This window comes from Glutamicibacter ardleyensis, from assembly GCF_014644555.1.
In the GTDB taxonomy this organism is placed as follows: Bacteria; Actinomycetota; Actinomycetes; order Actinomycetales; family Micrococcaceae; genus Glutamicibacter; species Glutamicibacter bergerei.
The window spans coordinates 1-5,444 of sequence record NZ_BMKX01000018.1 but is presented as its reverse complement, the minus strand read 5'-3'; the positions used below and the strand labels follow the sequence as shown (position 1 = coordinate 5,444).

Annotated in this window: 2 rRNA genes; both read right to left on the bottom strand. The window is 53.2% G+C overall.

Annotated features, from left to right (window positions below):
* Positions 1–73: 73 nt before the first annotated feature.
* A 23S ribosomal RNA gene (locus IEX04_RS18510) occupies positions 74–3,207 on the bottom strand.
* 522 nt (positions 3,208–3,729) lie between these two features.
* Positions 3,730–5,255 (bottom strand): 16S ribosomal RNA (locus IEX04_RS18505).
* Together the 16S and 23S rRNA genes form the textbook arrangement of a ribosomal RNA operon.
* Positions 5,256–5,444 lie beyond the last annotated feature (189 nt).

Sequence of the window (5,444 nt, the reverse complement as noted above, 5' to 3'; positions counted from 1 at the left end):
TGTTACAAGGTTGTTGTCTCGTAACCGTATAGTGAACGCGAACAATAATTGTCTCAAATAATTGCTTTACAGTGTGTTGTAAGTCATCGGCCTATTAGTACAGGTCAGCTACACAAGTCTTTAGTCCTTGCTTCCACATCCTGCCTATCAACCCAGTGGTCTAGCTGGGGGCCTCTCACACTCAAGGTGCATGGAAATCTCATCTCGAAGCAGGCTTCCCGCTTAGATGCTTTCAGCGGTTATCCCTTCCAAACGTAGCTAATCAGCGGTGCACTTGGCAGTACAACTGACACACCAGAGGTTTGTCCGTCCCGGTCCTCTCGTACTAAGGACAGCCCTTCTCAAATTTCCAACGCGCGCAGCGGATAGGGACCGAACTGTCTCACGACGTTCTAAACCCAGCTCGCGTACCGCTTTAATGGGCGAACAGCCCAACCCTTGGGACCTACTCCAGCCCCAGGATGCGACGAGCCGACATCGAGGTGCCAAACCATGCCGTCGATATGGACTCTTGGGCAAGATCAGCCTGTTATCCCCGAGGTACCTTTTATCCGTTGAGCGACGGCCCTTCCACGAGGTGCCGCCGGATCACTAGTCCCGACTTTCGTCCCTGCTCGAGCTGTCACTCTCACAGTCAAGCTCCCTTGTGCACTTACACTCGACACCTGATTGCCAACCAGGCTGAGGGAACCTTTGGGCGCCTCCGTTACATTTTAGGAGGCAACCGCCCCAGTTAAACTACCCATCAGGCACTGTCCCTGAACCAGATCATGGTCCGAAGTTAGGTGACCGGTACAGCCAGAGTGGTATTTCAACGATGACTCCACCCGAACTAGCGTCCGAGCTTCACAGTCTCCCACCTATCCTACACAAGCTGCACCGAACACCAATACCAAACTATAGTAAAGGTCTCGGGGTCTTTCCGTCCTGCTGCGCGTAACGAGCATCTTTACTCGTACTGCAATTTCGCCGAGTTCATGGTTGAGACAGCGGGGAAGTCGTTACTCCATTCGTGCAGGTCGGAACTTACCCGACAAGGAATTTCGCTACCTTAGGATGGTTATAGTTACCACCGCCGTTTACTGGGGCTTAAATTCTCAGCTTCGCAACAAGTTGCTAACCGGTCCTCTTAACCTTCCAGCACCGGGCAGGAGTCAGTCCGTATACATCGTCTTGCGACTTCGCACGGACCTGTGTTTTTAGTAAACAGTCGCTTCCCCCTGGTCTCTGCGGCCCACACCCGCAAAAGAAGAGCAAGTCTTCTCCACGGGGCAGGCCCCCCTTCTTCCGAAGTTACGGGGGCATTTTGCCGAGTTCCTTAACCATGATTCTCTCGATCGCCTTAGTATTCTCTACCTGATCACCTGTGTCGGTTTGGGGTACGGGCGACTAGAACCTCGCGCCGATGCTTTTCTAGGCAGCATAGGATCACCAAATCACCCACCAAAGTGGGCGCCTATCAGGTCTCAGGCTATATGAGTCACGGATTTGCCTATGACTCGCCCTACACCCTTGGACCAGGTCAATTCCATTGCCTGGCTCGGCTACCTTCCTGCGTCACACCTGTTAATACGCTGACCTCACAACATCGGTTCCCAACACCTCACACAACAAACAACCCGAAGGCCGCAACAGTCATGCTCAACACTGGTTAGCATCAATCGCTCAGTATGGGCGGTTCTTCGCCGGTACGGGAATATCAACCCGTTGTCCATCGACTACGCCTGTCGGCCTCGCCTTAGGTCCCGACTCACCCAGGGCAGATTAGCTTGACCCTGGAACCCTTGATCATTCGGCGGACGGGTTTCTCACCCGTCATTCGCTACTCATGCCTGCATTCTCACTCGTGTGGTCTCCACCGCTGGTTTACACCGCGACTTCACCGTCCACACGACGCTCCCCTACCCATCCAAACACCCAATCGAAACCGGGTAAATATCTGAATGACGCAACTTCGGCGGTGTGCTTGAGCCCCGCTACATTATCGGCGCGGAATCACTTGACCAGTGAGCTATTACGCACTCTTTCAAGGGTGGCTGCTTCTAAGCCAACCTCCTGGTTGTCACAGCAACTCCACATCCTTTTCCACTTAGCACACGCTTAGGGGCCTTAGTTGGCGTTCTGGGCTGTTTCCCTCTCGACTATGAAGCTTATCCCCCACAGTCTCACTGCTACGCTCTCACTTACCGGCATTCGGAGTTTGGCTAACGTCAGTAACCTTTTAGGGCCCATTAGCTATCCAGTAGCTCTACCTCCGGTAAGAAACACATAACGCTGCACCTAAATGCATTTCGGGGAGAACCAGCTATCACGAAGTTTGATTGGCCTTTCACCCCTACCCACAGCTCATCCCCTCCATTTTCAACTGAAGTGGGTTCGGTCCTCCACGCGCTCTTACACACGCTTCAACCTGGCCATGGGTAGATCACTTCGCTTCGGGTCTAGACCGTGCCACTCAAACGCCCTATTCAGACTCGCTTTCGCTACGGCTTCCCCACACGGGTTAACCTCGCGACACAGCACTAACTCGCAGGCTCATTCTTCAAAAGGCACGCCATCACACAACCACAAGGGTCATGCTCTAACGGATTGTAAGCGCACGGTTTCAGGTACTATTTCACTCCCCTCCCGGGGTACTTTTCACCATTCCCTCACGGTACTGATTCACTATCGGTCATCAGGTAGTATTCAGGCTTACCAGGTGGTCCTGGCAGATTCACACAAGATTTCTCGAGCCCCGTGCTACTCGGGTACCCACACTAGAACGGCAGACACGCATTACACCTACGGGACTATCACCCTCTCTGGTCCGGCATTCCAACCGATTCACCTATACGCCTGCACCTCATCCCGCCAACCAGATAGGGTTGGCACATGTGGGCCCCACAACCCCGGTGATGCAACGCCTATCCGCTATCACACACCAACCGGTTTAGCCCCATCCGCGTTCGCTCGCCACTACTAACGGAATCACTATTGTTTTCTCTTCCTGCGGGTACTGAGATGTTTCACTTCCCCGCGTTCCCTCCACGCAACCTATACATTCAGCTGCGGGTCATACGGCATGACACCGTACGGGGTTTCCCCATTCGGAAATCCTGGTCTCAACGTCAGGTTATCGACTCCACCAGGCTTATCGCAGATTCCCACGTCCTTCATCGGCTCCTGATGCCAAGGCATCCACCGTGCGCCCTTAAAAACTTCAACACAAAACAAGTTCTCAAGTTTGAGCTATAAAACAATCAACAAAATCACAAAACAACCACACCAAAAAACCCCAAAAGGCTCTCTAACATGGTCATCTTATAAGATGCTCGCGTTCACTATACAGTTCCCAAACAACAACCCCACACCCCCACACAAACCACCAACAACCCACCCCACAAAGAGGCGAACCATCACGATGACCGTGCAAAGACACAGGACAAACACTGAAACACCAAACCCCTCAACAAAAGGGGGCTTGTTGCCTCAAAACCCAACAGCATGCCAAACCATACAAACCACCTGGCCCCCACACCCTCATTCCAACACCCACAACCCCCAAAGGAGAAGCAAACGCGTACTAAGAAAGCATGAACACCATGCAGCCACAGCCAATACCACCAAACACAACATGAGCTGCATCTGTTTTTCCGGTATTGAGTTCATTGATATTCCACCCATGAGCAACCCGCCTGCCAACACTCGTGACAGAAACGGGCAACCAATAATTGGTTAGCTCCTTAGAAAGGAGGTGATCCAGCCGCACCTTCCGGTACGGCTACCTTGTTACGACTTAGTCCCAATCGCCAGTCCCACCTTCGACGACTCCCCCCACACAAGGTGGTTAGGCCATCGGCTTCGGGTGTTACCAACTTTCGTGACTTGACGGGCGGTGTGTACAAGGCCCGGGAACGTATTCACCGCAGCGTTGCTGATCTGCGATTACTAGCGACTCCGACTTCATGGGGTCGAGTTGCAGACCCCAATCCGAACTGAGACCGGCTTTTAGGGATTAGCTCCACCTCACAGTATCGCAACCCATTGTACCGGCCATTGTAGCATGCGTGAAGCCCAAGACATAAGGGGCATGATGATTTGACGTCATCCCCACCTTCCTCCGAGTTGACCCCGGCAGTCTCCCATGAGTCCCCACCTTTACGTGCTGGCAACATGGAACGAGGGTTGCGCTCGTTGCGGGACTTAACCCAACATCTCACGACACGAGCTGACGACAACCATGCACCACCTGTGAACCAGCCCCGAAGGGAAACCCCATCTCTGAGGCGGTCTGGAACATGTCAAGCCTTGGTAAGGTTCTTCGCGTTGCATCGAATTAATCCGCATGCTCCGCCGCTTGTGCGGGCCCCCGTCAATTCCTTTGAGTTTTAGCCTTGCGGCCGTACTCCCCAGGCGGGGCACTTAATGCGTTAGCTACGGCGCGGAAAACGTGGAATGTTCCCCACACCTAGTGCCCAACGTTTACGGCATGGACTACCAGGGTATCTAATCCTGTTCGCTCCCCATGCTTTCGCTCCTCAGCGTCAGTAGATGCCCAGAGACCTGCCTTCGCCATCGGTGTTCCTCCTGATATCTGCGCATTTCACCGCTACACCAGGAATTCCAGTCTCCCCTACATCACTCTAGTCTGCCCGTACCCACCGCAGATCCGAGGTTGAGCCTCGGACTTTCACGGCAGACGCGACAAACCGCCTACGAGCTCTTTACGCCCAATAAATCCGGATAACGCTTGCGCCCTACGTATTACCGCGGCTGCTGGCACGTAGTTAGCCGGCGCTTCTTCTGCAGGTACCGTCACTTTCGCTTCTTCCCTACTGAAAGAGGTTTACAACCCGAAGGCCGTCATCCCTCACGCGGCGTCGCTGCATCAGGCTTTCGCCCATTGTGCAATATTCCCCACTGCTGCCTCCCGTAGGAGTCTGGGCCGTGTCTCAGTCCCAGTGTGGCCGGTCACCCTCTCAGGCCGGCTACCCGTCGTCGCCTTGGTGAGCCATTACCTCACCAACAAGCTGATAGGCCGCGAGTCCATCCCCAACCGATAAATCTTTCCACCAAAAACCATGCGGTTAAAGGTCATATCCAGTATTAGACCCAGTTTCCCGGGCTTATCCCAGAGTCAGGGGCAGGTTACTCACGTGTTACTCACCCGTTCGCCACTAATCACCCGTGCAAGCACGGGGTCATCGTTCGACTTGCATGTGTTAAGCACGCCGCCAGCGTTCATCCTGAGCCAGGATCAAACTCTCCATAAAAAACAAAAAGCCACCGAAACCCCTTGGAAAATAAGGGAAGAATCGATGATAAAATCCTGGCGAATAAAAACACTTGAAACAACACACGGGGGTGCATCATTCCAAGCAAATGTTATATATCCACCAAATTAAAAATAATTCGGTATCAACAAACTTGGCACACTATTGAGTTCTCAAACAACAAACACT